The organism is Streptomyces torulosus (assembly GCF_001419765.1).
GTDB lineage: Bacteria > Actinomycetota > Actinomycetes > Streptomycetales > Streptomycetaceae > Streptomyces > Streptomyces torulosus.
Genome location: NZ_LIRK01000810.1, coordinates 1 through 4,207 on the forward strand (window position 1 = coordinate 1; position 4,207 = coordinate 4,207).

Consider the following 4,207-nt stretch of genomic DNA (forward strand, 5'->3'; position numbering starts at 1 on the left):
CCAGCTGATCGCGTACGTCGACTCGACGTACGCGATCAGCTGGGAGTTCTCGATCCTCACGGCCGACATGGCCGCGTCGGCGGGGGACTTGACCCGCCACTTCTCCTTGCCGGTGGACAGGTTGACCGCGACGATCTCGTTCGCGTCGTCCTTCGCCTCGGTCGGCAGGTAGAGCGTGTTGGCGTCGGCCGCGATACCGGAGCAGCCCTGGAGGTTGCGGGAGATGATCCCGGTGTCGCAGTCGGGCTTGAAGGAGCCCTTGATGTCGAGCTGCGAGCGGGTGGAACCGTCGGCCTCGAAGGCGGAGATGTTCCACTTCTTCTCGTCCTCGTTGGTGAGGTAGAGGACGAGCGGGTTCAGCGAGTACACGTGGTCGACCCGCCAGCCCTTGGGGATCTTCCGCGTCCACTTGGCCTTGCCGGTCTTCGGGTCGAGTTCCTGGACCTCGTCGTGCTGCTTGTCCTCGGAGCCGACCGCGCAGGAGGAGACGGCGACCAGCCGCGCTCCGCCCGCGAACCCGCCCGGGTAGCAGGACTGGCCGTACTCCTTCTTGTCCCAGAGCTTCTTGCCGGTGTCGACGTCGTACGCGGTGCCCGACTGCGAGCGGCCCACCATGAGCGTGTCACCGGTGACGGACAGGCCGACGCTGATGTTGCTGTCGAACAGGGCGCCCTTCTCCAACTCGGCGGTCCAGCCCGTCTTCCCGGTGTCGAGGTCGATCTGCTGGAGCTGGTCGCACTCGGAGTCGTTGCTGGTGCCGCGCTTGGAGGCGACCACGATGTGGCCGTCGGCGGTCGGCTCCGGGGTGACCGTGCAGATCTTGCCCTTGAACTCGATGGGGTCCCAGGCCGGGTCGCCGCTCTGGACGTCGAACGCGAACAGCTGCTTGTACGCGGCCTTCACGGCGACCTTGTCGGTGACCCACAGGCCGGGGGCCTCCGCACCCGAACCGGGCGCGTCCGGGGCGCTCTTGTACCAGAGCACCTTCGCCTCGCCCGCCTTGCGGCCCTCGTTGAGGTCGGAGATGTCGAGGTCCTCGCCGCCGCCCCCGCTGCCGTCCCCCGGGTTGACGGGCGCCGACGGGGAGGCGGATGCCTTGGGGTCGTCGGCGTCCTTGCTCGCGCTCTCCTTGGCGACCGGCTCCTTCTTGCCGCCGTCGTCACCGAGGCTCGTCACCGCGAACACGGTGCCGCCGATCACGAGGAGCGCGGCCACCGCCGCGCCGATCGCCAGGGCCGGCTTGCCCTTGAAGGGGTTCTTGGAGCCGCCGCCCGACGGCGGGGTGGGCGCGCCCGGGTACTGCCCCTGCGGGTAGCCGTAACCGGGCTGCGGCGGCGGGGTGTAGGGCCCCGGCTGCTGCGCGTACGGGCCGGGCTGCTGGGCGTACGGGCCCGACTGCGCGGGCGGTTGCTGCGGGTAGCCGTAGCCGGGGGTCGGCGCGGGCGGGCCCTGCGGCGGAGGGGTCTGCGGATAGCCGTACGGCTGCTGCGGTCCGGGGTTCTGCGGAGCTCCGAAGCCGCCCTGAGGCGGCTGGTTGGGTGGCTGAGTCATCAGCGCGTTTCCCCCTGTTCGCTGCTTTCGAGCCACCCGTCGTCACGCGTGGTGTCGCTTCCCAGACTGTTGTCAGTCGGCTCTTTCTATCACTGCGACACGACCACGCACGGGTCCGGTCGCTCCCCTGTTCCCAAGGGAGAACCGCCCCGTAATGCCTCCGTTACGCTCCTTCACGCCCCCTTCACGGGACACACGCCCCTTGCCCCGTAAGGCTTCAGAGGGACTTGGGGCACGGAAGAACACCGGGCGCGGGCAACGCCCTGAAGGGGCGCGGGGAACTGCGCGATCAGCCACCGACGACCGGCGCCCGGCATCGAACGGCGGCCCCCGCGGCGAGGGCCCTCGGTCGCCCCGCTACGCGTCCTCGGCAAGTTCAAGCCAGCGCATCTCCAGCTCGTCCTTCTCCCCCGCCAACGCCCGCAGTTCCACGTCGAGTTCGGCCACCTTGGCGAAGTCCGTCGCGTTGTCGGCGATCTGCGCGTGCAGCTTCGCCTCCCGCTCGGAGAGCTTGTCCAACTGCCGTTCGATCTTCTGGAGTTCCTTCTTCGCGGCGCGGGCGTCGGCCGAGGACACGGTCTTCTCCGAGGCCGAGGCGGCGGCCTTGGCGGCGACCGGCGAGGCCGCCGCCGCGGCCTCCTCCATGGCGTGGCGCCGCTCCAGGTACTCGTCGATCCCGCGCGGCAGCATCCGCAGCGTGCCGTCACCCAGCAGAGCGAACACCCGGTCCGTCGTCCGCTCGATGAAGAACCGGTCGTGGGAAATGACGATCATCGAGCCGGGCCAGCCGTCGAGGAGGTCCTCCAGCTGGGTGAGGGTCTCGATGTCGAGGTCGTTGGTGGGCTCGTCCAGGAACAGGACGTTGGGCTCGTCCATCAGCAGCCGCAGCAGCTGGAGCCGCCGCCGCTCACCGCCGCTGAGGTCGCCGACCGGCGTCCACTGCTTCTCCTTGTTGAACCCGAAGGTCTCGCAGAGCTGTCCCGCCGTCATCTCGCGCCCCTTGCCGAGGTCGACTCGGTCGCGGACCTGCTGCACGGCCTGGAGCACCCGCCACTCGGGGTCGAGTTCGGCGACCTCCTGGGACAGGTAGGCGAGCTTGACGGTCTTGCCGGTGACGACGCGTCCGGCGACCGGCTGCTTCTCGCCCTCGCTGCGGGCGGCGTCGGCCATGGCCCGCAGCAGGGAGGTCTTGCCGGCGCCGTTGACGCCGACGAGGCCGATGCGGTCACCGGGGCCGAGCTGCCAGGTCAGATGCTTCAGCAGCACCTTCGGCCCGGCCTGGACCGTGACGTTCTCCAGGTCGAAGACGGTCCTGCCCAACCGGGTCGACGCGAACTTCATCAGCTCGCTGGTGTCGCGCGGCGGCGGCACGTCCGCGATCAGCTCGTTGGCCGCCTCGACGCGGAAGCGGGGCTTCGACGTACGGGCGGGGGCGCCGCGCCGCAGCCAGGCCAGCTCCTTGCGGACGAGGTTCTGCCGCTTGACCTCCTCGGTCGCGGCGATCCGCTCACGCTCGGCCCGCGCGAAGACGTAGTCGGAGTAGCCGCCCTCGTACTCGTAGACCGAGCCCTTCTGCACGTCCCACATGCGGGTGCACACCTGGTCGAGGAACCAGCGGTCGTGGGTGACGCAGACCAGTGCGGAGCGCCGCTCCCGCAGGTGGTCGGCGAGCCAGGAGATGCCCTCGACGTCCAGGTGGTTCGTCGGCTCGTCCAGGACGATCAGGTCCTGCTCCTCGATGAGCAGCTTGGCGAGCGCGATACGGCGCCGCTCGCCGCCGGAGAGCGGGCCGATGACGGTGTCGAGGCCCTGCGGGAAGCCGGGCAGGTCGAGGCCGCCGAACAGCCCGGTGAGGACGTCCCTGATCTTGGCGTTGCCCGCCCACTCGTGGTCCGCCATGTCCCGGATGACCTCGTGCCGGACGGTGGCGGCGGGGTCGAGGGAGTCGTGCTGGGTGAGCACGCCGAGGTGGAGGCCGCCGGAGTGGGTGATCCGCCCGGTGTCGGCCTCCTCCAGCTTGGCGAGCATCCGGATGAGGGTGGTCTTGCCGTCCCCGTTCCGTCCCACGACTCCGATCCGGTCCCCTTCGGAGACGCCGAGCGAGACCCCGTCGAGCAGGGCGCGGGTGCCGTACACCTTGCTGACGTTCTCGACATTGACCAGGTTGACGGCCATTACTCTCCTGCCACGGGGACGATCGACCCTCCAGGGTAGTCGGCGGCCGTGCCGGCCGTGACGGGACGCTTGCCCCGGCCCCGTGCGGCCGCCCGCAGCCGGCGGCCGCGCCGGGTGAGCCCCCAGGGCTTGAGGACCGAGATCACCGTCATGAAGACGTACGCGGAGAACGACACGACCGGCCCGAAGAGCACGTCACCGGCGTCGGGCAGCGGCCCGCCCGCCGCGACGGCGGTGACCGCCCCGTTCACCCCGGGGCGCAGGGCGAGGACGGTGGCGGTGAGTGTGGCCAGGGTCAGCCAGAACTTCGTGTACACCCAGCGGTGCCTGGCCAGGCCCCACGCGGTGCCCAGCGACAGCGCCAGCCCGCTGAGGAACGTCAGGAGCGCGACGGGGATCAGCAGCCAGTCCGCGAACAGCTTCATCGCGCGCACGGACGCCTCCACGGTCACCGCCGACCCGGCGGTGACCGTGGAGGCGT

The 4,207-nt window shown here is 70.4% G+C and carries 3 protein-coding genes; all 3 read right to left on the minus strand.

Translation table 11 applies throughout. The annotated features are described in order from the left end of the window. Nucleotides 1-1,551, minus strand: a 1,551-nt coding sequence (locus AOK23_RS40490) for an outer membrane protein assembly factor BamB family protein (RefSeq protein ID WP_055717410.1), incomplete at its 3' end; no start/stop codon positions are given. 357 nt (nucleotides 1,552-1,908) lie between these two features. Continuing rightward, nucleotides 1,909-3,726, minus strand: coding sequence for an ABC-F family ATP-binding cassette domain-containing protein (locus tag AOK23_RS40495; protein WP_055717411.1), 1,818 nt, complete (start codon nucleotides 3,724-3,726; stop codon nucleotides 1,909-1,911). Further along, a partial coding sequence (locus AOK23_RS40500) for a hypothetical protein (RefSeq protein WP_055717412.1) occupies nucleotides 3,726-4,207 on the minus strand: 482 nt, incomplete at its 5' end. The genes AOK23_RS40495 and AOK23_RS40500, both read right to left, overlap by 1 nt.

Excerpts from the sequence above, each read along its gene's own strand:
- AOK23_RS40495 (WP_055717411.1), bottom strand. The coding sequence starts at position 3,726 with ATGGCCGTCAACCTGGTCAATGTCGAGAACGTCAGCAAGGTGTACGGC.